Here is a 24,178-nt window from a genome sequence, read left to right on the forward strand (position 1 = left end):
ATATTATAGGTATGAAGGCTTGTAAAAGATGATGAACGTATTATTTTATCTACCAAAATTTCTCTAGGATTAAGATTTGATTGGCTCATCTGTAAGCTGGTATTTGTTTTACTAAGTCGATAGCTTTTACATCATTTAAATATATTAATAAGATATAAGATTACGACTTATCGTATTTTTTAAAACTTGTTATAAAAAATTTAAATTTGCCTTGCAACCCAAGGCTTAAATATTTTATCTATAAATTTTAGCTATTTAGCCCAAAAAGGGCTAAATTTAGACATTAAACCTAAAGTGCATAACGTCGCCATCTTGCACGACGTAGTCTTTGCCCTCAAGTCTCATCTTGCCAGCTTCTTTGGCTCCATTTTCGCCGCCATGTGCGATGTAGTCGTCATAGCTTATCACTTCAGCTCTGATAAAGCCCCTCTCAAAGTCGTTGTGGATGACGCTTGCTGCTTTTGGCGCTTTCCAGCCATTTGTGATCGTCCAAGCCCTTACTTCTACGACGCCAGCTGTGAAATAGCTTATCAAATTTAGCTTAGCAAAAGACGTTTTGATGATCTTTTCAAGGCCGCTCTCACTTGTGCCAAGAGATGCCAAAAACTCGTGCGCCTCTTCGTCGCTTAGACCTATTAGCTCCTCTTCGACCTTGGCGCAAAGCTTGATCACCTCGTGGTCTGAGACCTTAGCATACTCTTTTAGCGCTTTTACAAATTTATTATCTTCGCTAAGTCCCTCTTCATCGACATTTGCGCCATAAACTACCTCTTTTGCACTTAGAAGTCTTAGCTCTTTGTTGAGCGCTAAAAATGCCTCGCTATCTCTTTGCTCAAAGCTACTTGCGCTTTTGCCCTCATTTAGGTGAGCAAGAAGCAAATTTGCTATCTCAAGCGCCTCTTTAGCGCCTTTTGCATTTGCTTTAGCCTCTCTTGTGAGCTTTTCTATCTTTTTGTTTAGCTGCTCGATGTCAGCTAGTATCAGCTCGGTTTGGATGATCTCGATGTCTCTTACTGGATCGACGCTGCCCTCGACGTGAGTGATGTTTTCATCCTCAAAGCAGCGAACGATGTGTAAGATAAGCTCGGTCTCTCTGATGTTTGATAAAAATTTATTGCCAAGACCCTCGCCAGAGCTTGCCCCTTTTACAAGGCCTGCTATATCTACGAATTCGATGGTTGAATACTGAATTTTATTTGGATTTACTATCTTTGCAAGCTCATTTAGGCGCTTATCAGGCACTGGCACGATGGCTTTGTTTGGCTCGATAGTGCAAAACGGATAGTTCGCACTTTCTGCGCTTTGCGCCTTTGTAAGTGCGTTAAATGTTGTTGATTTGCCCACATTTGGTAGGCCTACTATTCCAACTGAAAGTCCCATCAATTCTCCTTACTAAGTGCTTGTAAAAAGTATAAATTCATCCTCACGCCCGCTCCACTCGCACCTGCTTGGTTGTATCCCCAAGCCTTTTCGCGGTATGCTGGGCCTGCGATATCAAGGTGTAGCCACTTATCTTTATACTCATCTTTGATAAATTTGGCTAGAAACATGCCAGCCGTGATCGCGCCGCCATATCTGCTTGAGGCGCAGTTGCTAACGTCTGCGATCTGGCTTTTGATAAGCTCGCTAAGATAAGGGTTAAAATCAAGTGTAGTCGCTAGCTCGCCGCTATCTTTTATCTTGCTTTTAAACTCGCTTTTTAGGCTCTCGCTCTCTCCCATGATGCCTGTTGTGTACTCGCCAAGTCCCACGACGCAAGCGCCAGTTAGGGTTGCCATGTCGATTAGGATGTCTGGCTTAAAGTCTTGCGCGTAGCTTAGGCAGTCAGCCAGCACCAAACGTCCCTCTGCGTCGGTGTTTCTCACCTCTATGCTAACGCCACTTCTTGAAATAAGCACGTCATCAGGCTTATAGGCATTTCCGCCGATCATGTTTTCAGTTGCACCCAAAATGGCGTGAATTTCAAATGGTAAATTTAGCTCCGCTGCACCTTTTATGATGCCAAGAGCTGCTGCTGCGCCGCTTTTGTCTGATTTCATAGTAAGCATATAGTCAGCCGGCTTCAAGCTAAGGCCGCCACTATCGTATGTTAGCCCTTTGCCGACAAAGATGATGCGTTTTTTAGACTTTTTAGGCTTGTAGGTTAGGTGGATGAGCCTTGGTTTATGCACGCTTGCGCGATTTACCGCCAAAAATGCGTTCATATTCTCTTTTGCTAGAAATTTCTCGTCATAGACCTCGCACTTGATACTTGCGTGGCTTTTGGCTAAATTTAAAGCGTCCTGCGCCATCTTTTGTGGTGTGTAAATTTCTGGGATTTCATTTACGATATCTTTTGTGAAATTTGTAGCACTTGCTATTATCTCTGCTTCTTTAAAGCCCTCATTTGCAGCTTTTAGATCGACCTTTTTGCTAGCAAATTCTTCAGTAGAAAATATGATCTCTTTAAGGGTGTATTTTTCTTTTTTCTCTTTATACTTGTTAAATTCATAGCTTCCAAGCAAAAAGCCCTCAGCTAGCGCCTCAAAGCTTAGTTTTTGGCACTCTGCTACATAAGAAGCTAGTTTTATGCTCTTAATATTTAGCGATTTTAGCGCATTATAAGCTTTAGCAGCCGCAACCCTAAGCTCGTCAAGATCAAGCTTAGAAAGCGGCACGTAAGCCCTTTTTGCCTCGCTTAGGACAAGGACACTCTCGCCTTTGTAATTGTTAAATTTAATAGCCTCTTTATCGCTTATAAATTTATGTTTTAACTCCTTATCAACTACGAAAATTAGTTCAATATCAGCTTTTATGTCTTTTAATTTTTTATCAACTATTTGAAACTGCATGTCTTCTGTCTCTCCTTTCGTTTAAAATTTTATTTTCGATGCGCTTAAATGCATAGATCAAAAGCCCCATAAATATAGCAACCACTGGGATAGCGACGTACCAGTGCTCTTTTGCTTCTTGCAAAAGCACAAGTATATGCTCGCCAAGTATCCAAGCAGGTATGGTGGTGATCGCCGCCCAGCACCAAGCACTGATCAAATTTATAAAGGCGTATTTTTTAGCATCATAGCCCGTAAGTCCTATACAAAGCGGTATGATGACACGAAAGCCATACATATAGCGTTGCAAAAAGATGATCGGCCAGCCGTATTTTTTCAGCATTATGTGCGCCACTGCAAATTTTCTCCGCTGCGTGTGAAGCCTTTTTGCGATGTATTTTTTATTGTAACGGCCAAGATAGAAATAAATTTGATCTCCCACAAAGCCTCCAAGTCCAGCCACAAATATAGCAAGCGCGATGTGCATGTGTGTGGTGTGGGCGAGAATTCCAGCCATTATTAAGGCCATCTCGCCCTCCATGATACACCAGACAAAAAGTATGATGTAGCCGTACTCTTTAAGCAGTTCTATAAAAAACTCTTCCATTCTAAACCTCTAAAACGCTGTAAATTTTAGTAAGCGACTTTAGCTTTTCGCTACCTTTTAGATCGACTAGATCTATTATAAAGCAAGCTTCTACGCAGGTTGCGTTAGTTTGATTGATAAGCTCAACTGAAGCCTTTGCAGTGCCTCCAGTGGCTATGAGATCGTCCGTCAAAAGCACTCTAGCGCCTGCTTTTTCTCCAAAAGCATCGATGTGAATTTGCACTTCATCGACGCCGTATTCTAGGCTATATTTTTGAGAAAGCGTGATATATGGCAGTTTTTTTGGCTTGCGAATAGGTACAAAAGGCAGCCTTAGCCTTGCTGCAAGCGCCGCACCAAAGATGAAGCCTCGTGACTCGATACCAGCGATATAGTCGATATTTGCATCCTCATATCTAGCCACCAAATGATCTATCAAAAAGTTAAATGCCTCTTTGTTATTTAGTAGCGTCGTGATGTCACGAAAAACTATGCCAGGCTTTGGAAAATCATTTATGCAGCGAATAGAGTTTAGTAAAAATTCTTTGCCTTTTTGATCTAAAATTTTCATAAATTTCCTTAAATTTGAGATTATAGTAGCGCTTCGATCTTGCCTTCAAGCTCACGTATGCGTTGTCTTAGCTTGTCGTTTTCTAGGCGGTACTGGGAATTTCTTGTGCGAAGTGAGGTTACGTCGTTTTTGGTTTTGTTTAGCTCGTCTGTCAAGATGTCGATATTGCCTAGACTTCGTTGGAGTTGGATCTGAAATTTTCTTATGACGACCTCGGTGTCTTGGAGGTTATTTTTCATAAAATCTTTTGTAGCACGCTCTTTTTTGAGAAGCGTTTTGAAGTAAAAAACCATGACGGTTAGGTAGATCGCAGCACAAACAAGAGCGGTAAAAACGATCCACTCGCCTATCATTTGCCTGCCTCAAGCTCTATTTTTTTGACTCTTCTTTCGTGTCTGCCGCCTGCAAACTCAGTCTTTAAAAAGGCTTCAACCGCCGAGATAGCCACGCCTGCGCCGATCACTCTTGCGCCAAAAGCGATGACATTTGCGTCATTGTGCTCTCTGGCAAGCCTTGCGGTAAATTCATCGTGACAAAGGGCGCATCTTAGGTTTTCATGTCTATTTGCAGCTATTGAGATGCCAATGCCTGTGCCACAAACTAGCACGCCGTAGCAGTTAGGCTCAAGTTTGCTCGCTAACAAATGCGCATAATCAGGGTAATCAACGCTATTTTTATCGTTTGTGCCAAGATCAACTACTTCGTATCCAAGCCCTTTAATAGCCTCTTTAAGCTCGTTTTTTAGCTCAAAACCAGCGTGATCGCTAGCTAAGAAAACTTTGTCTATCTTCATGAAAAGTCCGTTAAATTTTTTGTTGATTATAGTCAAAGTTGCATTAAAATAAAATTTTACTCTCAGCCAAAATGAAGCTATAATTTACCAAAAATTTAAAGGAGAAAATGTGAAAAAAGCACTCTTTTTAGTGGCTTCTACGCTAGCCTTTGCAAATGAAAATCTAATAGAGATCTACACAGATCAAACCATCATCACTCAAAAATTTAATGACGCAAATAGCTCCTTTAGCGCCTTTGTGCCAGAGGGTGTGGAGAGTGAGAGCATCACTATAAATGGGGATTGTGACGCGAATGCTAATCTAAAAAAGATCAGCGAAGAAAATAGCCAAAGTTACATAAAATGGAAGCAAGAAGTTGTAAATTTAAATAATAAACTTGAGGCACTAAATGCAAGAGGTAGGTTTATAGAGCAAGCTTTGATAGGAGAAAACAAAAGTAACGATGTGACAAAAAGAGCTGATGAGTTTTATAAATTTAGCCTAGAAAGTATCGAGAAAATTTCAGCTACTAAAAGTGAGCTTGAAGCGCTTAAAGAAAATGAGCCAAAGAGCGAAATGGCTGGATTTTTGCAGCTTGATATGAAATTTGCTTGCAGCCCAAAAGAGGCGACGCTTTCATACATGGATGATGAGGCCCCAAAGACGCTAAATGAAATTTACGCAGACACGAAAAACAAAAATATCTTGATAAAACAAGAAATTTTGCTCACTAATCCTTTTGCCAGCGATGTTAAAAATTTAAAGCTCGCCATCTATCCAACTAGATACCAAAAGGCGCTTGCTCCAAGCAAGTTTTACCCTTGGTATGAGGAGAGCGAGGCAGAGGCTGATGGTTATGGCGCTTCAAAAAATATGCTAAGAGCCGCGAAAGTCGCCGCTGAGGTCGCTGATATGCGTGTGCAAAGAGATGAGAATGAGTTTGCCAAAATTTGGAAGATAGATGGGATAAATTTAGCAAAAGGTGAGAGCAAATATATAACTTATGATACGCAAAAAATGGATGCAAATTTCAGCGTTTTTGCTGATTTTTACGGCTCGCTAAAGGCTTATAACGTAGCTAGCCTTAAGCTAAATGATGATCTAACGCCAGCTAAAACGCAGTTTTATGTTAATGGTGTGAGTGTTGGCAGTCCAAGCGAGTTTGAGATGAAAGCAAAAGATGAGCTCTCTCAGCTATTTTTAGGACAAAACGAGCTAATCGAGCTTAAAAAAGAGCGCTTAAATAAATTTAAAAAGAGCTCGCTTCTTGGCAAAGAGCGAATAAGCGAAGAGGGCTATGAGATAAGTGTCAAAAATAACTCAAGTAAAAGTGTCGATGTCACTTTGGTTGATCGCGTGCCAGTATCTGCTGACGAGGCAGTAAAGGTCGAGATAAAGGGCTTTGATAAAAAAGATATCAGCAAAGATGGCAAGGTGGAGCTTAAATTTAGCCTTGCGCCAAAAGAGGAATTTAAAAAAGAGTACTCTTATAAGATCACAAAGCCAAAAATTTAGAGCAAATTTGCTCTAAATTTAGCCATTTATAAATGCACTTGCGATATCTAAAACGTATCTTGCCGGATAAAAGATAGTATCTTTTAAAGGCGAGACGAGGATGATGATAAGGATGACAAAGCCATATCTCGAGATGCCCTCAAGCTTTTCAGCTAGTGCGTGAAAGCCAAAATTTCTAAGCGCGTACTCGAGCGCGTGAAAGCCATCAAGTGGCGGGATCGGATAGAGATTAAAGATAGCTAACATCAAATTTAAAAGCGCAAGCGTAAATAAAAACTGAAGTAAAATTTCAAAGGTTTCTATATTTAATAAAGCCTTTAGCACAAAAAGCGACAAAATGCCTAGGATGATGTTGTAGCAAATGCCAGCTAGACTCACGTAGATAGCTGCCTTGTAGCCGCCATTTCGCACGACTGTGTAGGTATTTACAGGCACTGGTTTTGCCCAGCCAAACATCATACCAGTGCTTAGATAAAGCACCAGTGGCACGATGATAGTGCCAACAAGATCGATGTGTTTTATAGGGTTTATGCTAAGTCTGCCAAGATTTTTTGCGGTGTTGTCGCCAAATTTATAAGCGACATATCCGTGAGCGATCTCGTGACCGACGATGGCGATCACTAAAGAGAGGACGATAGTGGCGACTTTTATGGGGTCAAAATTAGTGAAGTCCATCAACTTCTCCCTCTTTTAAAGCTTGTTTTGTGAAAAACTCATCGTTTTCTATCGTATCTACAAAGCGTCCGATACGCTCCCAGCGCACATTGTAGTTATTGTCCCAGCTAAAATATATAAACCAAGGCTGTCCAACTATATCTTTGTAAGCCACGCTTCCCCAAAAACGGCTATCGTTTGAGTGGTCGCGGTTGTCGCCTATCATAAAGTACTCATCTTTTGGCACTTTGGCGTAAAAAGCGTTAAAGTTAAAATTTGGATTTTGCGGTAGTGAGCTAATGAGCGCTGGCTTCATAAAAACGTTTGATTTGTTTGTATTTAGCATGAAAACCATCTGCTCAAATAAATTTACATTTTCGTCATAGTGGATGCCGCTAAATCTATATGGCTCTTTTATGAAAAGTTTGCCATCAAGCTCGACAACATCGCTACACGAGTAGCCAAATTTACTCTCTTTGCCGTTTAAATTTTCACGGCAGTTTGCCTTTATAAAGCTATCTCCCTCTTTTGGGCGTAGATAGAGGGCTTTTTCAGTAAAAACGATCTCGTCCTCGCTGGTTGCAAAGCAGCGCTTTACAAAGTGAGTTTTCTCATCGTTTGGATAGCGAAATACGACTATATCGCCCCTTGCTGGGCCTTCGCCTGTGATGAGATGCCCATTGTCATTTAGCTCAGGTAAAATTTTTACCTCAAGCCATGGAATTCTTGGTGTTGGTATGCCATAAACATACTTTTTAGCAAATAAAAAATCCCCAACCAAAAGCGTGTTTTTCATCGAACCAGACGGGATCACAAAGGCTTGAGCCACAAAGAAAATGACAAGCAAAACGATGATAACCGTGCCTGTCCAGCTCGAGCAAAAGTCATAAAATTTAGTAAAAGCTCTCTTCATTATCTCACTCTTTAATTTTTAGCTATCTTTGCTTGTGCAGCAAGGATGGTGTTGTTTAAAAGCATGGCTATGGTCATCGGGCCAACGCCGCCAGGAACAGGCGTGATATATGAGCATTTTGGTGCGACCTCGTCAAAATCCACATCGCCCACAAGCCTGCCATCATCAAGTCTGTTTATGCCCACATCAACGACTACTGCGCCATCTTTTACCATGTCAGCCTTTAAGAAAAATGGCTTGCCAATGGCTGCAACGATGAGGTCAGCACTTTTGCAAATTTCTTTTAAATTTGTGGTCTTGCTGTGTGTCACCGTAACCGTTGCAGAGGCGTTTATGAGTAAATTTGCCATAGGTTTGCCAACGATGTTGCTTCTGCCGATCACCACTGCATTTAGCCCAGCCACATTTATGCCATACTCTTTTAAAATTTCCATCACGCCAAGCGGTGTGCAAGGCACAAAACCATCAAGCCCGCTAACAAGTTTGCCAACATTTACAGCGTGAAAGCCATCTACATCTTTTCGTGGATCGATCGCTGCGAGCACGACATTTGTATCGATATGCTTTGGTAGTGGCAGTTGAACCAAGATGCCATGGATGCTATCGTCTAAATTTAGCACGTTTATAAGCGCAAGTAGCTCATTTTGGGTTGTATTTTCACTTAGACGGTGAGCTACACTTTTTATGCCGTATTCGTTGCAGGCTTTCTCTTTGGCTCTAACGTATGTTTGAGATGCCTTATCTTCGCCGACCAAGACGACGGCTAAGGTTGGCTCGATACCAAATTTCTTTAGCTCATCAGCTCTTACTTTTACGCTTTCTTTGACCTTTAAAGATACGGCTTTTCCGTCTAAAATTTTCATATTCGATCCTTACTTAAAAGCTTTTTTAATCACAAGGGTGGTATCATACCTAAAAATAAATTAAATTTTTAAAAGAGAGGTTTATGAGGTCTGTTTTTTTGATTTTGCTTTTTTGCGTGGCGATTTTTGGAGCTGATTTTATCACAAAGACCGAGTACGCCAAGATGCTCTACCTAAATCCGCGTGGCATAGGCTGTGATAAATGTCACGGCGCAAAGGGCGAGGGCAGCCTAATCTCTAAATACAAGCATTTTGACAAAAAAACAAACAAAACGGTCGATGATGAGCTTAGAGCACCAAAGATAAATGATATAGACTTTGAAAGCTTTAAAGCAGCTCTTACAAAGCCAAAAGGCGTCATGCCAAGCTACTTTTTGACAGACGAGGAGACGACCATCCTTTATGAATACATCACAAATCAGATGAAACCTCCTGCAAAAGCGGCAAAAGTAGCACCCAAAAATTTAGCTAAGCCAGCCGTTCCTGCTACTGTGCAAAAACAGCCAGAACCTGCTAAAGTCGCCCCAAGCGCACAAACTGCAGAGCCAGCTAAGAGCGCACCAGCTAAGCCAGCTGATCCTGTAAAGCCAGCTAGCACGCAGGCACCAAAGTCACCAGCAAAGCCAGTAACAAATCAAAAAGATAATCAAAAGACAAATTTAAAAACACAAAATCAAAAGGATAAAAAATGACAAATAAAGAGGCATTTAGTGAAGCTAAAAAATATATCCCAGGCGGTGTAAATTCACCTGTTCGTGCATTTGGCAGCGTTGGTGGCGAGCCTGTGATGATAGATCACGCAAAGGGCGCTTATCTATATGATGTCGAGGGTAAAAAATACCTTGACTTCATCCAAAGCTGGGGTCCGCTCATATTTGGTCACTGCGACAAAGATATCGAAGAAGCGATCATCTCTGCTGTAAAACAAGGCGTTTCTTACGGCGCGCCATCACCAAAAGAGACCGCTCTAGCAAAGCTAATATGTGACGAGTTTAAACAAATAGATAAAATTCGCTTCGTTAGCTCTGGCACAGAGGCTACCATGAGCGCTATCAGAGTAGCTAGAGGATATGCTAAAAAAGATGGACTTATCAAATTTGAAGGCTGCTATCACGGACACAGCGACGCACTTCTTATCAAAGCAGGAAGTGGCGCAACTACATACGGCAACGCTTCAAGCGGCGGCGTGCCACAAGATGTTGTGAAAAACACATTTTTAGCTATCTACAACGATATAGAGAGCGTAAAAGCCATTTTTGAGAACAATAAAGACAAAATAGGCGTCGTCATAATCGAGCCAATCGCTGGAAATATGGGGCTTGTGCCAGCTGATAAGAAATTTTTACGAGAGCTTAGAGAGCTTTGCGATAAATTTGGCGCTGTGCTCATTCTTGATGAGGTTATGAGCGGCTTTAGAGCTTCTCGCCTTGGCTCATATCCATTTCACGAGGTGGATGCCGATCTTGTCACATTTGGCAAGGTTATAGGCGGAGGCATGAACGTCGCTGCATTTGGCGGTAAGGCTGAAATTATGGACTGCCTAAGCCCAGAGGGTGCTGTCTATCAAGCAGGCACGCTAAGTGGCAACCCAGTGGCGATGAGCGCTGGTATGGCGGCTATTTCAAAGATAAATAGCGACGCAAATTTATACGCTAGACTTGAAAAACTTGCCCTAAAACTAATGGACGGCTTCAAAGAGGCTGCAAAAAGCGCTGGCATCACCATCCAAACCGAGGTTCGTGGCTCGATGTTCGGCTACTTTTTTACAGATCATGCAGTAAAAAACTACGACGATGCGCTAAAGAGCGACACAAAACTCTTTGCTAAATTTCACCAAGCGATGCTTAGACGCGGAATTTATCTTGCACCTAGCCAGTTTGAGACCGGATTTATCTGCGATGCGATGAGTGAAGCTGATATCGATCTAGCGGTAAATGCAGCTAAAGAGGCATTTTTGGAGATAAAAGCTTAATGGCAAAATTTAAGATAAAAGATATCGTTGCAGGGGCTGAGCAGCTAAGCCTTGGCGTTTCAATCGTAGTTGCGATCTTGCTTGGCACTGGGCTAGGATATCTTGTAAAAAAGGCTACAAATTTCACGCCAGCGCTTTGGATAGGCTTTGCTATTGGCATCGCAGCTGCCATTTTAAATGTCTATAAAGCCTATAAAGCACAGGTTAAAAGCCTAGATGAGCTAAAGGACGAGACTAGATATAAGGGCTACACAAAAGACGATGATGACGAGGACGATTAGCAGGCTTTGTATTTGCTACTTTGCGCTTTGGTTAGCCCTTAGCGTGGTTGGCAAATTTATATCAAATCAATTTTTTATAAGCTCGCAAATTTCATTTTTTGCCTCGCTTATCATCCTAACGGCTAGCTTTTTTGCCTATAAAAATCGCATAAATTCAAGGCTAGAAAATGCAAGAGAGGAAATTTTAGCCAAGATAGAAGAAGAGGACGAAGAAGATGATGAAATTTTGCCCCAGAATGAGGCAAAAGAATTTAGCCTCAAAGATGAAAAAGCAAGGCTAAAAAAGCAGAAATTTTCATTTAAAGATAGAAGCTTTGCAGCGGCCTTTATACCTTATCGCTTGGTTGCGTATGCGATACTTTTTTTTGGATTTATATTTTTAAAAAATGAAAATTTACTAAACGTGCCTGGCTTTTTAGTGGGGCTTGCTCCGATGCCTATTGGAGCTTTTATCTTTGGGATAATGCAAAATAATTTAAAAAAGGACGCAGATGGCAAGTAGCTTTAGGATCATTCGCTCGATGGGACCGCTATTTTTAGGCATGAGCCTGCTTTTTATAGGCAATGGCCTAGTCATCGCATCTTGTAGTGCGCTTCTTAAACAAAATGGCGTAGGCGAGCTTGCGATTGGACTAATTAACACTGGATTTTTTATAGGAGCGTTAATTAGCACGATCACAGCGCACAGGGTCATCTCAACCACTGGCCACATCAGAGCTTTTGCTATCTTTTCAGCTATCTTTGCAGTCTCAGCCATGCTTCACGCCATAAGTGAAAATTTGATCTTTTGGGCGATTTTGCGAGCCTTTTTGGGATATTGCTACTATGCACTTTTGATGGTTATAGAAAGCTGGCTAAATGCTAAGATCCCAAACAAGATAAGATCGCGTGTCATCGCCTTTTACGAGTGCGTTTTCTACACTAGCTTTGGACTTGGAATTTTGATCTTAGCGCTTGATCTTAGCGCATTTGAAATTTTCATCATCAGTGCAGCCTTTATCATGCTCTCAAGCATACCTTTAAATTTAATCCGCATAAACCAGCCTCAAATCCCGCAGCGCCAACCTATAAACATCCCTAAAATTTTTGGCATCGTCCCGCTAGCTCTTGTGGGCGCGCTCATTGCAGGACTTGCGATAAATGGCTTTTTTTCTATGGCAAGCCTCTTTGTCTTGCTTCAAGGATATAGCGCAAAAGAGGCATCATTTTTTATGACTATAGCGATGGCTGGAGGCTTTTTGGCTCAAACATTTATCGGAGGCTTTTCAGATAAATACGGCAGACGCCCAGCGCTCTTGCTTTGTAGCGTTGTATCTTTAATCAGTGCGGTTTTATTTTTGCTAAATGGCTCAAATTTGATCGTTCAATACATACTTTCGTTTTTCTTTGGTGGCGGCATTTTTTGCACATACGGACTTTCGCTTGCTAGGGCAAATGACGAGATCACAGACAAGACAAAGAGCGTCCAAGTGGCACGCGCGCTGCTTTTTAGCTACTCTTTTGCCTCTCTTTTCTCGCCGCTTCTTATGAGCTACGCGATGAAAATTTTTGGCGCATTTGGCTTTATCTATGTATATTTGGTGCTTTATGTTGGGCTCATTTTATTTGCGATAACGCAAAAGACCATACCGCAGCACATGAGAAAAGACTACAACGACAGGCTCGTTGCAAGGACGGCTGGCATCGCGACTATTCAGCAAAATGGCAATTTTGCCGATAGAGAAAATAAAAAGTAGAAAATGGACGTAGCAAATTCTCTAAATATCTCAAACACCTCGGTTCAAACTGGGCAAAACGCCGCTCAAAACGCGCCTGTCCGTAAAAACGAGGGTTCACTTTTTAAAAATCAGCCAGCTGGGACGCCAAGTGAGCAGACCGTCTCAAATGCTCTTGATAACGTTGGTAAGCTAGTTGCAAGGGTACTTGATGATCTAAAAAGCGCTTCAAGCCTTAGTAAAGCTGAGCAAATTTTATCTCAAGCAAAAGATACTAAGATCGCTCCAAATTTAGCTAGCGAGCTCTCAGACCTTGCAAAAAGCTTAGAGGCAGAAGCTGCGCAAAATGAAAGCCCTGAGATAAAGAGCCTTGCACTAAAACTAAAAGAATTTCTAAAACCAATAGCCGATCTTAAAGCTGGCTCGCTAAATGATCAGATCAAAAACTCTGGCGTCATGCTTGAAGCAAATTTAAAAGATGCGCTTACCCCAGAGAAGCTGCCAAGCTCGATACAAAAGCTACTAAGCGATATAAAAAATCTCTCAAATCAAAATTTACTTAGTCAAATTTTAACTCTAAATGATGAGAGCTTGGATAATCAAAACTCATTTATGAAGCTTACTTCTATGCTTGAAAAAGCGAGTAGTGACGCTAAAAATCTCCTTGATAACTCAAGCATGAAAACACTTTTAAAAGATGTGGATAAGCTTGATAATGTGGCTAAATTCCTTGATAAAAACTTCTCAAAAGAGCAAAGCGCAGACGCGGTTAAAAGCCAGATCGGCAAGATGGAGAATTTCATCTCAAATTTAAGCGAAAAGGTAGCAAATTTAGCGAGTGAAAAGCTAAATCAAAGTGCGGCTTTTAGCTCAAATCACAAAGAGCTAAAAGCTATCCTTGAAAACCTAAAAAACGATCTAAAAATGCTAAATAACATAGGCGATGAGGCTGGGCTTGTAAAGGCGTTTAACGAGGTTAGTGACGTCTCGAAAGAGGGCAGCTTGCAAGATAAGCTCCAAAGTGCAGCAAGACGCCTAGCTCATAGCCTTAGCCTAGCAGACCCAGAAGCAAGCACGGCAAAAAGCGATCTAGCCGAGAGTAAGGCGCTTTTAAAGCAGCTAAAACTAGCCACAAGCGATATAAACAACATCACTACAAAGAGCGGCAGTGAAATTTCAAAGGTGCTAAATCAAGATGTAAAAAGCACGCTTTTAAACATAAGCGAAAAGAGTCAAAACCCCCAAACCGTAAATGCTGCAAACAAGATGATCTCTCAAATAGAAATGCATCAGATGGTCTCAAGCCTGCAAGGAGGCATACAAACTTATATGCCATATATCTGGGACGGCGTGGAGGGCGGAAATGTCGCGTTTAAACAGGGCAAAAAGGATAAATTTTATGCCCAAATCGATCTAAATTTTAAGAAATTTGGCCAGATAAATGTGATGGTGGGACTTGTGGATAAACGCTATATCGATCTATCGGTGGCAACGCAGACAAATGAGTTTAAAGAGCTCATTTTATCTAGCTCAAGCGAGCTAAAGCAAGCGATCTCAAAGCTTGGACTAATCGTTTCAAATTTTAACATTAAGACTTTGCCAAAGGTGAAGCTAAACGATAGATTTAAAAATTTTGGCGGCCTTGATGTGGGCTTTGATAAGAAAATTTGATGCAAGTAAATAAGAAAAAAGCCGTCGCTCTTGGCTACAACAGATCGCAAGATAACGCTCCAAAGGTGCTTGCAAGCGGTGCTGGCGAGATAGCAAACAAGATAATAAGCCTTGCAAAAGAGCACGATATACCGATCAAAGAGGATCCTGATCTCATTGAAATTTTAAGCAAAGTCGAGGTCGATCAAGAGATACCGCCAAATTTATATAAAGCGGTGGCTGAGATTTTTAGCTTTTTATATAAGATCACAAATAAAAAGTAAATATTGCACTTTAATGGTGCTATAATCTCAAAATTAAGGAAATTTAAACATTAAAAAGGAGGTATTATGAAAATTTCATCAAAAGTAACGATGATGATCGTCTCGTCCCTACTGGTGCTTGGAGCCATCTTAGTCTTTCTAAACATTTACGAGCAAAACAAAGCTATAGAATTTTCTACCAAACAGCTGACTGAAACGATCTTAGCCGACAAAAGGGCAGCTTTAAGTGAAGAGATGGATATCGTTTCAAACATTTTGCTTAAAATTCAAGAGGTCTATGACGACGCAAACGAGACCATTGAAGATCAAAAAGAAGATATCATCGACTATCTCTCAAAGGCTAGATTTGGCGATGATAAAAAGGGATATTTTAGTATCTACACTACAAAAGGTGTGGTTATCTCTAGCCCTGGAGTGCCTGAGTATAACGGTCTTGATAGACTTGAAGCAACTGACGCAGATGGCTATAAATACATAAAAGATCTCATGCAAAAAGCCTCAGAAAATAGCGAGGGTGCTTTTGTAAATTTTGTAGCTAAAGCAAAAGATGGCTCAACGACTAGAAAGATAGGAAAAGGGCTAAAACTAAACCTCTTTCATGAAGATGTAGTGCTGATGTCTGTTGTTAATCTTGAGGGTATGTATAAAGAGATAGATAAAATTTCAGCCACTATGCAAAATGACGCTAAGGCAAACACTACAAATTTCATCATCATAGCCGTCGTAGTTTTAATCATCTCACTAATAGTTGCCATGCTCTACTCTAAATTTTCTATCACAAAACCGCTAAATGAGCTAATCTTGCGAGCTACAAACCTCTCAAGCGGCGATGGCGATCTAACAAGAAAACTAGAAGTCGTTGGCAAGGATGAGATAGCAAAAGCCAGCGAGGCTATAAATAAATTTATAGAAAAAGTAAGGGTTTTAATCTCGGAGGCAAAAGATATCTCAAATGAAAACAGCTCCATCGCAAACGAGCTTAGCTCAACCTCTGTCCAAACTGGTCGCGGGGTAGAAAACTCAAGCAAGATAGTTGAGGATGCTGGGAAGGATTGCGCTGAGATACAATCATATATGAAAGATTCAATCGAAGTTGCAAAAGGCGGCAAAGATGATCTTAAAAAGGCGCTAAGCTACGTTGATGAGACGCTAAATACTATCTCAAATTTATCTTCAGAGATCGCTCAGACATCAGATATTGAAAATCAAATGGCTGGCAAGATCGAGCAGCTTAGCCGTGATGCCGAGCAGGTAAAATCAGTGCTTGTGGTTATCAATGACATAGCAGATCAGACAAATTTACTAGCCCTTAATGCAGCCATCGAAGCAGCACGTGCAGGTGAGCATGGACGTGGCTTTGCAGTCGTTGCAGATGAGGTTAGAAAGCTAGCTGAGCGCACTCAAAAGAGCCTTACTGAGATAAACGCAACTATCAATGTCATCGTTCAAGCGATAAATGAAAGTAGCGAGCAAATGAGCATCAACTCTAAGCAAATAAGCGAGCTAACAGGCGTAGCAAACAACGCGGAAAACACCATAAGAGATATGAGCGATATCATGAGATCAGCCATAGGACTATCTGATAAAACTATCGAGGACTATATAAAGACCGGCAAGGATATTGACGATATAGTAAAAAGCATGGAGGGCATAAGTCAAATTTCATCTCAAAGCACAAGAAGCGTAGAAGAGATAGCTTCAGCTGCTGAGCATCTAAACAAGATGACAGATACGCTAAATGCAAAACTTGGCGAATTTAGAACTTGATTTGTGTAGTAAATTTTAAATTTAAAGGCAATTAGTGGCTCAAAAACTGGTCTTAATAGGGGCTTCTACAGGAGGCCCAGGTCATATAAAAAAACTATTAAAAGATATAAATTTAAATGGTGCGATGGTCGTCATCGCTCAGCATATGAACAAGATGTTTATAAACTCATTTGTCACGCAAATGGGCAGGGAGTGCAACATAAATGTTGAAATTTTAAGCGAAAAGACAAATTTAAGAGAAAATATCGTCTATATCTGTGATCAAAATTTTGAAATTTCAGCGACTTTGCCAGTTAGCGCAAAGCCACAACCTGAGATAAAAACGATATACACGCCAAATGTTGATGTGCTTTTTAACTCAGGTACGCAGATCGCCAAAAATGTAAATTTACTAGCGATCTTGCTAACTGGCATCGGCGATGATGGTGCAGCTGGGCTTGATAAGCTCTATAAAGCAGGTGCAAAATGCATAGCTGAAAACGAAGAGAGCGCGATAGTTTATGGCATGCCAAAGCGTGCTAAAGAGCTAAATCAAAATTTAAAATCGTTAAATTTAATGATGATAAGAAAAGAGCTTGAGGAGTTTTTAAATGCTTTTTAATAAAGTGGATAAACAAAGCGAAGTTTTAGAGGCAAAAGCACCAAGCGATATGGATGGATTTAACGAATTTATGAGCACTATAAAGACGCTTTGCGGGGTTGATCTAGAGCCAAAGAGGGATATCACGCTGCAAAGAGTTAGTATATTTGCCAAAAATCGCCAGATAAAAAGTTTTAAAGATCTAGTTTCGATGATAAGATTTGACACGTTGCTTAGGCAAGATCTTTTAAATTTAGTCACCGTAAATGAGACATATTTTTATAGAGAGCTAGCACAGCTAAAAGACGTGATCTACTACGCAAAAGAGCTTGGGGAGGCTAGAATTTTATGCGCGCCTTGCTCAACTGGCGATGAGGTCTATTCGCTTGCTATGCTTGCTTATGAATTTGGTCTTAAACAAAGTGATATCCAGCTAACTGGCATCGACATAAACTCAGAAGCCATACAAGCTTGTAGTGTAGGAAGCTATGGCGAGAGGAGCTTACATAGGCTAAGCGAGTTTCAAAAGGAGAGATTTTTTACAAAAAAAGATGACAAATTTTTCATCAAAAAAGAAATTTTACCAAGGTGTGAGTTTAAAATTTTAAATGTTTTTGACGATGCGATGTTTAATCTTGGTAAATTTGACATCGTCCTTTCAAGAAATATGATGATATATTTTGACGACGAATTTAGACTAAAATGCGTTGAGAGACTGCATAGGATGCTTAAGCCAGAGGGCAGGCTCTACGCAGGACACGCTGATCTTGTGCCATACACACCACTTTACACAAAGCGTTTTTCAAACGGAGCTACATATTACGAGCGCGCTTAGGGGTTAAATTTAACCCAGGCCGCTTTGCCCTTAGAAAGTTTTTATCAATTTTTGGCTAAAATCCCACAAGCTAAATTTAAGGATAAAAATGAAAGACAATCTACTTGAATTAACTCAAGATATCGCTTCAGTTGATATCGAAGATTCTATAAAAAATAGCTATCTTGACTACTCTATGAGCGTCATCGTCGGACGTGCCTTGCCTGATGCTAGAGACGGCCTAAAGCCAGTTCATAGAAGAATTTTATACGCTATGGATAACCTCGGCGTTGGCAGCAGAAGTGCCTATATGAAGTCAGCTCGTATCGTCGGTGAAGTCATCGGTAAGTACCACCCACACGGTGACACAGCGGTTTATGATGCACTTGTTCGTATGGCTCAGAAATTTTCTATGCGTTATCCAGTCGTTGATGGACAAGGAAACTTTGGTTCGATTGACGGCGACAGCGCAGCTGCGATGCGTTATACCGAAGCTAGAATGACCATGCTTACTGAAGAGCTTTTAAAAGATATCGACAAAGATACGGTTGATTTTGTACCAAACTACGACGATAGAGAGGTTGAGCCAGATGTTTTGCCTAGCCGTGTGCCAAATTTATTATTAAACGGCTCAAGCGGTATTGCGGTCGGTATGGCGACAAATATCCCACCACACAGCCTTGATGAGCTTATAGATGGTCTTTTGCTCCTTCTTGAAAACAAAGAGGCGACACTTGAAGAGGTTATGGAATTTATCAAAGGTCCAGACTTCCCAACTGGCGGTATCATCTTTGGCAAAAAAGGCATCATAGAGGCCTACCGCACAGGTCGTGGTAGGGTCAAGCTAAGAGCCAAAACTCACATAGAAAAAAAGCCAAACAAAGATGTCATAGTAATCGACGAGCTGCCTTATCAAACAAATAAAGCAAGGCTTATCGAGCAGATCGCTGAGCTTGTAAAAGATAAGCAGATAGATGGCATCAGTGAGGTTAGAGATGAGTCTGATAAAGACGGCATCCGCGTAGTCATTGAGCTAAAACGCGACGCTATGAGCGACATCGTGCTAAATAATCTTTTTAAATCAACCACGATGGAGAGCACTTTTGGCGTTATTATGCTTGCTATTAATAACAAAGAGCCAAAGGTGTTTAACCTTATCGAGCTACTTAAGCTATTTTTAAATCACAGAAAAACCGTTATCATTAGAAGGACGATATTTGAGCTTGAAAAAGCGCGCGCAAGAGCCCACATCTTAGAGGGTCTAAAGATCGCACTTGATAACATCGACGAGGTGATCGAGCTTATTAGAAATAGTGCTGATACAGCGGTTGCTAGAGAGGGCTTGATGAGTAAATTTAATCTCTCAGAGCTTCAAGCAAACGCTATCCTTGATATGCGTCTAAGCAAGCTTACAGGCCTAGAGAGAGAAAAACTAGAGGCCGAGCTAGCCGAGCTTATGGCTGAGATCGCAAGACTTGATGAAATTTTAAAGAGCGAGACATTGCTTGAAAATTTGATCAAAGAAGAGCTCCTTGAGATCAAAAATAAATTTAAAGTGCCAAGAGTAACTGAGATCGTTGATGACTACGATGATATCGATATCGAAGATCTCATACCAAATGAAAATATGGTCGTAACCATAACTCACCGCGGCTACATCAAGCGTGTGCCAAGCAAGCAGTATGAGAAGCAAAAACGTGGCGGCAAGGGCAAAGTAGCGGTCACGACATATGATGATGACTTTATCGAGAGCTTCTTTACTTCAAATACTCACGATACGCTTATGTTTGTGACAGACCGCGGACAGCTATACTGGCTAAAAGTCTATAAAATTCCAGAGGGAAGCCGCACAGCAAAGGGCAAAGCAGTTGTAAATTTGATCCAGTTGCAGCCTGATGAGAAGATCAAAGCGATCATCCCAACGACTGACTTTGACGAGAGCAAATCGCTAGCGTTTTTCACTAAAAACGGCATCGTAAAACGCACAAATTTAAGTGAGTTTAAAAACATCCGCTCAGTTGGCGTAAGAGCTATAAGCCTTGATGAGAACGACGAGCTTGTAACTGCGCTCATCGCTCAAACATACGATGATATACCAGTAACTGACCCTGAAAATGAGCTAAGTGTTGAGACAGAGGTGCTTGAAGTTGAAGAGCTTCAAAATGAGATCGACGAAGATAGTGCAAATGCTGAAGAGGACGCAAACTCAGGCGATGAGACAATGCTATTTGTAGTTACTAAAAAGGGTATGTGTCTTAAATTTAAGATCAGCAAGGTTCGCCAAATGGGAAGAACGGCACGCGGCGTAACTGGTATCAAATTTAAAGAGCCAGGCGATGAGGTCGTGGGTGCTGCAGTCATCGAAAGCAATGATCAAGAAATTTTAAGCATATCTCAAAAAGGTATCGGCAAGCGCACAACCGCTGATGAGTACCGCTTAACAAATCGCGGTGGCAAAGGCGTCATCTGCATGAAGCTAACAAACAGAACAGGCGATCTAGTGGGCGTTGTGATGGTTGATGAAGAGCAAGACCTTATGGCTCTAACATCAAGCGGCAAGATGATAAGAGTTGATATGCAAAGCATCCGCAAAGCAGGACGTAACACAAGCGGCGTGATCGTCGTAAATGTTGATGGCGATGATGTTGTAAGTATCGCAAGATGCCCTAAGGCAGATGATGGCGAGGACGAGGATGAAGCACCAAGCGAAGATATGGGGCTTTTGGAATAAAATTTGCTGTTAAATTTTAAATAAAAGCATAAAAAAGGTTGTTTATGAAGGTTAAAATTTTATCTTTTGCTTTGATGGTTGCTATTTTTGGCGGTTGCTCATTTAACGGCTTTATGGGCGAGCCAACTAGCACATCAAACCGCAACGTAGTCATCCAAAAGGTCGATAAAGACGATCTTAGAGAGGTGATGAAAAAAGAGAAGATGATATATGATAGCGCTCCAAGAGAGACTACATTTAGAGCCACAGGTGAGGGTATAGCTCCGTTAAATTCTCTCTCATACGCTCAGTCGGTTACTCTTGCAAAAAGAGCGGCGATGGCTGATGCTTATTCGCAGCTTGCTGGCAAGCTTTACGGCGTAAAGATCAATGCTGAAGACACCGTAAGAGACGCGATGCTAAACGACTCATCTATCACTTCAAAGGTTCAAGGTCTTGTCAAAAACGCAAGGATCGTGAATGAAAATTTCAAAGACGGGCTTTATAAGGTAAATATGGAGCTTAAGATAGACGAAGATAAGTGGCGAGAAGTCTTTTCTTACTAACGATACTTTTAAATTTCGCCTTTTGCCTGGAGGAGTTTATCTTCTGGGCGAAGGTCGATACGACAAATCATATCATCGCGCATGAGGAAATTTCATTTTCAAAGGCGATGACCCTTTCGCCAAATCCAAAGCCAAAATTTCTTTGCCAGATAGACGCTTTTAAAGATGAAAACACCACAACTCTTGGCTTTTTAAATTTACACAAAGATGAAATTTTTGACTGCTTTGCCTTAAAAAAAGTGATGATAAAAAATGAGCTTAATGTCAAAAATGCGCAGGTCACAAATGCTTCAAATTTGAAAATTTTGCCAGTTAGATTTATGGTGGAATTTAAGCCAAAATCCGCTATCATCGGCACACTTCAATAAAAAGAGATCAAATGAATATCGTCATAGTAGAAGATGACATCAATATGCGAAAGTCGCTTGAAATTGCACTTGGCGAGTATGAAGAGCTAAACATCAAGAGCTATAAGAGCGCAGTTGAAGCTCTAAAAAAGCTAAGCGACGACACTGATCTAATAATCACCGACATAAACATGCCAAAGATGGACGGACTTGAGTTCATTAAAGAGCTAAACGGCAAATTTGACGTCATCATAATGACTGGTAACGCCACACTTAATAAGGCGATCGAGAGCGTTAGACTTGGTGTGAAAGACTTTTTAACAAAGCCATTTGACGTCTCAACGCTATATGAAGCGGTAAAAAGGGTAGAGACGCTAAAACAAAAAACTCCAAAAAGCATAAAAAAAGTTGAAACTAAAAGCGAAAATAACGGCTTTTTAGCCACTTCAAAGGCGCTAGAAGCCACGCTAAATATCGCGCTAAAAGCTGCAAGAACAGACGCCTCAGTCATGCTTAGTGGAGAAAGCGGCGTTGGCAAGGAGGTCTTTGCTAAATTTATCCACGCAAACTCACCAAGAAAAGACGCTGCGTTTGTCGCTTTAAATATGGCAGCAATCCCTGAAAATTTGATAGAAAGTGAGCTTTTTGGTTTTGAAAAGGGCGCATTTACTGACGCTGCGACCACCAAAAAAGGGCAGTTTGAGCTGGCAAATGGCGGAACGCTATTTTTAGATGAGATCGGCGAGATGCCTATAAATTTACAGCCAAAATTGCTTCGTGCCTTGCAGGAGCGCGAGATAACAAGGCTTGGTGCCACAAAGAGCGAAAAGATAGACGTTCGCATCATCTGCGCTACAAATGCAAATTTAGAGCTTGCGATGAAAGAGGGCAGGTTTAGAGAGGATCTTTTCTACCGCCTAAACACGATCCCACTTTTCATCCCGCCACTTCGCGAGCGAAAGGATGAAATTTTGCCTATCGCGCAGGATGCTTTGGATAAATGCTGCAAAGAGTATGGCTTTGAGGCTAAAAATTTCTCAAAAGCAGCCAAAGAGGAGCTTTTGGGCTATGACTACCCAGGCAACATAAGAGAGCTCATCTCAGTCGTGCAGCGTGCAGCGATACTAAGCGAGGGCGATGAAATTTTGCCAAAAGATCTATTTTTGCAAGCAAGAAGTAAAAAATAGGTAAAAATTTAAGTTTTTGACTAGTAAAATTATGCAAATTAAGAAAATTAAAAGAAACCAAGGAGAGCAGATGAGAAAATTTAACGTAGCGGTCGTTGGTGCTACTGGAGCGGTCGGCGAAGAGCTTTTTAGAGTTATGGAGGAGGTTGATTTCCCAGTTGGTGAGCTTTTGCCACTTGCAAGTGCAAAGAGCATTGGCATGGAGATCGAATTTAAGGGCAAACACTACAAAGTAAAAGAGCTAACCGAGAAAGTTTTTAGCGAGCACGAGATCGATATCGCATTTTTTAGTGCAGGTGGCTCAGTTTCAGAGAAATTTGCCAAATTTGCAGCTGACAGCGGCGCGGTAGTTATTGATAACACCAGCCATTTTAGGATGGATAAAGATATCCCGCTAGTCGTGCCTGAGTGTAACCCAAGTGACATTGCTATGTGGAAAAACCGCGGCATCATCGCTAATCCAAACTGCTCAACCATCCAAATGGTTCAAATTTTAAAGCCCCTAAATGACGCTTTTGGCATCAACAGGGTCGATGTTTCTACCTATCAAGCAGCAAGTGGCGCTGGCAAAGAGGGCATGGAGGAGCTTGTTGTGCAGATGCAAAAGTTTTTTGAATTTAAGCTTGATGAGTGCGAGCCAAAGGTCTTTGCACACCGCCTAGCGCTAAACGTGATCCCACACATCGATGTCTTTTTGGATAATGACTACACAAAAGAAGAGATGAAAATGGTCAATGAAACGCAAAAAATTCTTCACAAAGATATCGAAGTGAGCGCTACTTGCGTGCGTGTGCCAGTGCTTAGAAGCCACTCTGAGGCGATCACTATCCACTTTGACAAAGACGTGAGCGCAGGTGCGGCAAGAGAGGTTTTAAGCAAAGCTCCAAGCGTCGTCGTAGTCGATAATCCAGCTAAAAAAGAGTATCCGATGCCTACTATCTCAAGCGATACAAACGAGACTTATGTTGGCAGGATCAGGGTTGATAACTTTAGATCAAATGTGCTTCACCTTTGGTGTAGTGCCGATCAGATTCGCGTAGGAGCTGCGACAAATGCCGTAAGGATCGCACAAAAATGGATCGCGATGCAGGAGTAGTTTTAAATTTATTTTTGGGTTAGAAAGGTCAAATTTCTAGCCTAAATTTATTTCGCAAGTTCGTCTAACAAGTCTTGCAAAGTGACGCTTTTTAGCTCGTTTTCTAGGGCAGTTTGCGCTCTTAAAAAGTGCCCGCTTAAAAGCTCCTCTATCCTGCCACCAAGTGGGCAGGCTTTGGGCGAGTCAGAGTGAATTTTAAAAAGTTTTTCTTTATCATTTACTGCGTTAAAAATTTCAAGTAAATTTATATCTTTTGGCTCTTTTGCAAGGCTCACTCCACCAACTCCAGCTGCGACATTTACGAGCCCTGCAGCCTTTAGTGTGCCAAGTAGCTTTCTAACGATAACTGGGTTTGTGTTTATGCTACCAGCTATAAATTCGCTTGTAACCTTCTCATTTTCAAAAAATTTAGCACACAAAAGCGCGTGTATCGCGGTTGAAAATTTAATGCCAACTTGCATAAGCTCCCTTAAATTCCATATTTAAACCTCTAAGTTTAGCAGGCATAAGTTTAAATTTGCCTG

Annotated in this window: 25 protein-coding genes and 1 pseudogene; 16 read left to right on the plus strand and 10 right to left on the minus strand. The window is 41.2% G+C overall.

The window, feature by feature from the left end; translation table 11 throughout:
• Positions 1-276: 276 nt before the first annotated feature.
• From ychF to rpiB, 6 genes are read right to left on the minus strand one after another with little or no spacing between them, the layout of a single operon-like run.
• Positions 277-1,380, minus strand: a complete 1,104-nt coding sequence (gene ychF / locus CYP84_RS07020; RefSeq protein WP_103637086.1) for a redox-regulated ATPase YchF — start codon at positions 1,378-1,380, stop codon at positions 277-279.
• Positions 1,380-2,831: a leucyl aminopeptidase gene (locus CYP84_RS07025; protein ID WP_103616488.1), complete on the minus strand. Its 1,452-nt coding sequence runs from the start codon at positions 2,829-2,831 to the stop codon at positions 1,380-1,382. Before CYP84_RS07025 ends, ychF begins: the two co-directional genes overlap by 1 nt.
• Entirely contained in the window at positions 2,812-3,417 is a 606-nt protein-coding gene (locus tag CYP84_RS07030) for a DedA family protein (protein WP_054196332.1), read from the minus strand. Before CYP84_RS07030 ends, CYP84_RS07025 begins: the two co-directional genes overlap by 20 nt.
• A 1-nt stretch (position 3,418) precedes the next feature.
• Positions 3,419-3,967: an adenine phosphoribosyltransferase gene (apt, locus tag CYP84_RS07035; protein ID WP_103637087.1), complete on the minus strand. Its 549-nt coding sequence runs from the start codon at positions 3,965-3,967 to the stop codon at positions 3,419-3,421.
• A gap of 20 nt (positions 3,968-3,987) precedes the next feature.
• The gene (locus tag CYP84_RS07040; protein WP_002939538.1) at positions 3,988-4,320 is read right to left on the minus strand and encodes a hypothetical protein; all 333 of its coding nucleotides are present in this window, start codon (positions 4,318-4,320) and stop codon (positions 3,988-3,990) included.
• Complete coding sequence (gene rpiB, locus CYP84_RS07045; protein ID WP_103637088.1) at positions 4,317-4,760, minus strand: ribose 5-phosphate isomerase B; 444 nt, start codon at positions 4,758-4,760, stop codon at positions 4,317-4,319. The genes CYP84_RS07040 and rpiB overlap by 4 nt, the downstream gene beginning before the upstream one ends.
• 109 nt (positions 4,761-4,869) lie before the next feature.
• On the opposite strand from rpiB, the gene CYP84_RS07050 reads away from it, so the two are divergent.
• Positions 4,870-6,255: a DUF4139 domain-containing protein gene (locus CYP84_RS07050; RefSeq protein ID WP_103637089.1), complete on the plus strand. Its 1,386-nt coding sequence runs from the start codon at positions 4,870-4,872 to the stop codon at positions 6,253-6,255.
• A gap of 18 nt (positions 6,256-6,273) precedes the next feature.
• Here CYP84_RS07050 and CYP84_RS07055 read toward each other — a convergent pair whose 3' ends face one another.
• The 3 genes from CYP84_RS07055 to folD are packed head-to-tail and all read right to left on the minus strand — an operon-like array spanning position 6,274 to position 8,685.
• Entirely contained in the window at positions 6,274-6,930 is a 657-nt protein-coding gene (locus CYP84_RS07055; protein ID WP_103637090.1) for a site-2 protease family protein, read from the minus strand.
• A complete protein-coding gene (lepB, locus tag CYP84_RS07060; protein WP_103637091.1) occupies positions 6,917-7,822 on the minus strand; it encodes a signal peptidase I in 906 nt (301 codons plus the stop codon). The genes CYP84_RS07055 and lepB overlap by 14 nt, the downstream gene beginning before the upstream one ends.
• 11 nt (positions 7,823-7,833) lie before the next feature.
• A complete protein-coding gene (gene folD, locus CYP84_RS07065; RefSeq protein WP_103637092.1) occupies positions 7,834-8,685 on the minus strand; it encodes a bifunctional methylenetetrahydrofolate dehydrogenase/methenyltetrahydrofolate cyclohydrolase FolD in 852 nt (283 codons plus the stop codon).
• Positions 8,686-8,768: 83 nt separating this feature from the next.
• On the opposite strand from folD, the pseudogene CYP84_RS10790 reads away from it, so the two are divergent.
• The 15 genes and pseudogenes from CYP84_RS10790 to CYP84_RS07140 form a co-directional block, all read left to right on the plus strand.
• Positions 8,769-9,104, plus strand: a pseudogene (locus CYP84_RS10790) (c-type cytochrome); the annotation flags it as partial.
• 269 nt (positions 9,105-9,373) lie between these two features.
• A complete protein-coding gene (hemL, locus tag CYP84_RS07075; RefSeq protein WP_103637094.1) occupies positions 9,374-10,657 on the plus strand; it encodes a glutamate-1-semialdehyde 2,1-aminomutase in 1,284 nt (427 codons plus the stop codon).
• Positions 10,657-10,938, plus strand: coding sequence for an AtpZ/AtpI family protein (locus CYP84_RS07080; RefSeq protein WP_012001455.1), 282 nt, complete (start codon positions 10,657-10,659; stop codon positions 10,936-10,938). Before hemL ends, CYP84_RS07080 begins: the two co-directional genes overlap by 1 nt.
• Complete coding sequence (locus CYP84_RS07085) at positions 10,922-11,440, plus strand: hypothetical protein (RefSeq protein WP_258033909.1); 519 nt, start codon at positions 10,922-10,924, stop codon at positions 11,438-11,440. Before CYP84_RS07080 ends, CYP84_RS07085 begins: the two co-directional genes overlap by 17 nt.
• Positions 11,430-12,674, plus strand: a complete 1,245-nt coding sequence (locus CYP84_RS07090) for an MFS transporter (RefSeq protein ID WP_103637096.1) — start codon at positions 11,430-11,432, stop codon at positions 12,672-12,674. The genes CYP84_RS07085 and CYP84_RS07090 overlap by 11 nt, the downstream gene beginning before the upstream one ends.
• Before the next feature lie 3 nt (positions 12,675-12,677).
• Positions 12,678-14,324, plus strand: a complete 1,647-nt coding sequence (locus CYP84_RS07095; RefSeq protein WP_103637097.1) for a flagellar hook-length control protein FliK — start codon at positions 12,678-12,680, stop codon at positions 14,322-14,324.
• Positions 14,321-14,587 carry a FlhB-like flagellar biosynthesis protein gene (locus CYP84_RS07100; RefSeq protein WP_223227339.1) on the plus strand — a complete coding sequence of 89 codons (267 nt, stop codon included), beginning with the start codon at positions 14,321-14,323 and terminating at the stop codon, positions 14,585-14,587. Before CYP84_RS07095 ends, CYP84_RS07100 begins: the two co-directional genes overlap by 4 nt.
• 66 nt (positions 14,588-14,653) lie before the next feature.
• Entirely contained in the window at positions 14,654-16,354 is a 1,701-nt protein-coding gene (locus CYP84_RS07105) for a methyl-accepting chemotaxis protein (RefSeq protein WP_103637098.1), read from the plus strand.
• A gap of 34 nt (positions 16,355-16,388) precedes the next feature.
• A complete protein-coding gene (locus CYP84_RS07110; protein ID WP_021092891.1) occupies positions 16,389-16,955 on the plus strand; it encodes a CheB methylesterase domain-containing protein in 567 nt (188 codons plus the stop codon).
• On the plus strand, positions 16,945-17,769 hold the full coding sequence (locus CYP84_RS07115; protein ID WP_103614961.1) for a CheR family methyltransferase: 825 nt from the start codon (positions 16,945-16,947) through the stop codon (positions 17,767-17,769). The genes CYP84_RS07110 and CYP84_RS07115 overlap by 11 nt, the downstream gene beginning before the upstream one ends.
• An 88-nt stretch (positions 17,770-17,857) precedes the next feature.
• On the plus strand, positions 17,858-20,479 hold the full coding sequence (gene gyrA / locus CYP84_RS07120) for a DNA gyrase subunit A (RefSeq protein ID WP_103637099.1): 2,622 nt from the start codon (positions 17,858-17,860) through the stop codon (positions 20,477-20,479).
• Positions 20,480-20,523: 44 nt separating this feature from the next.
• Positions 20,524-21,024 (plus strand): LPP20 family lipoprotein, encoded by a 501-nt coding sequence (locus CYP84_RS07125; protein WP_087582583.1) that lies wholly within the window; start codon positions 20,524-20,526, stop codon positions 21,022-21,024.
• Positions 21,000-21,392 carry a hypothetical protein gene (locus CYP84_RS07130; protein WP_103637100.1) on the plus strand — a complete coding sequence of 131 codons (393 nt, stop codon included), beginning with the start codon at positions 21,000-21,002 and terminating at the stop codon, positions 21,390-21,392. The genes CYP84_RS07125 and CYP84_RS07130 overlap by 25 nt, the downstream gene beginning before the upstream one ends.
• 11 nt (positions 21,393-21,403) lie before the next feature.
• Complete coding sequence (locus CYP84_RS07135; protein WP_103637101.1) at positions 21,404-22,558, plus strand: sigma-54-dependent transcriptional regulator; 1,155 nt, start codon at positions 21,404-21,406, stop codon at positions 22,556-22,558.
• Positions 22,559-22,628: 70 nt separating this feature from the next.
• A complete protein-coding gene (locus CYP84_RS07140; protein ID WP_103637102.1) occupies positions 22,629-23,654 on the plus strand; it encodes an aspartate-semialdehyde dehydrogenase in 1,026 nt (341 codons plus the stop codon).
• Between the two features lie 47 nt (positions 23,655-23,701).
• Here the strand turns inward: CYP84_RS07140 and CYP84_RS07145 are convergent, their stop codons facing one another.
• Positions 23,702-24,115 (minus strand): Rrf2 family transcriptional regulator, encoded by a 414-nt coding sequence (locus CYP84_RS07145; protein ID WP_103637103.1) that lies wholly within the window; start codon positions 24,113-24,115, stop codon positions 23,702-23,704.
• Positions 24,116-24,178 lie beyond the last annotated feature (63 nt).

Source organism: Campylobacter concisus (assembly GCF_002912425.1).
Lineage (GTDB): Bacteria > Campylobacterota > Campylobacteria > Campylobacterales > Campylobacteraceae > Campylobacter_A > Campylobacter_A concisus_AH.